Genomic DNA, 245 nt, shown 5'->3' with positions numbered 1-245 from the left:
GAGCCGACGGAGTGACCGGAGCAACGGGAGCCGATGGAGCGACTGGAGCGACCGGGGCAGATGGAGTGACTGGAGCAACCGGGGCTGACGGAGCAACAGGAGCGACTGGAGCCGACGGAGCAACGGGAGTCGCTGGAGTGACAGGAGCAACGGGAGCCGACGGAGTGACTGGTGCAACGGGATCCGATGGAGTGACTGGAGCAACGGGAGCCGACGGAGTAACAGGAGCGACCGGGGCAGATGGA

At 66.1% G+C, this 245-nt stretch carries 1 protein-coding gene; it reads left to right on the top strand.

Annotation, left to right across the window (positions count from 1 at the left end; genetic code table 11):
* Positions 1-245, top strand: a 245-nt coding sequence (locus tag CA600_RS30750; protein ID WP_143812250.1) for a collagen-like protein, incomplete at both ends; no start/stop codon positions are given.

The sequence above is a fragment of the Paenibacillus sp. VTT E-133280 genome (assembly GCF_002264385.1).
In the GTDB taxonomy this organism is placed as follows: domain Bacteria; phylum Bacillota; class Bacilli; order Paenibacillales; family Paenibacillaceae; genus Paenibacillus_AQ; species Paenibacillus_AQ nitricinens.
This window is presented reverse-complemented; position numbering and strand designations above follow the sequence as displayed.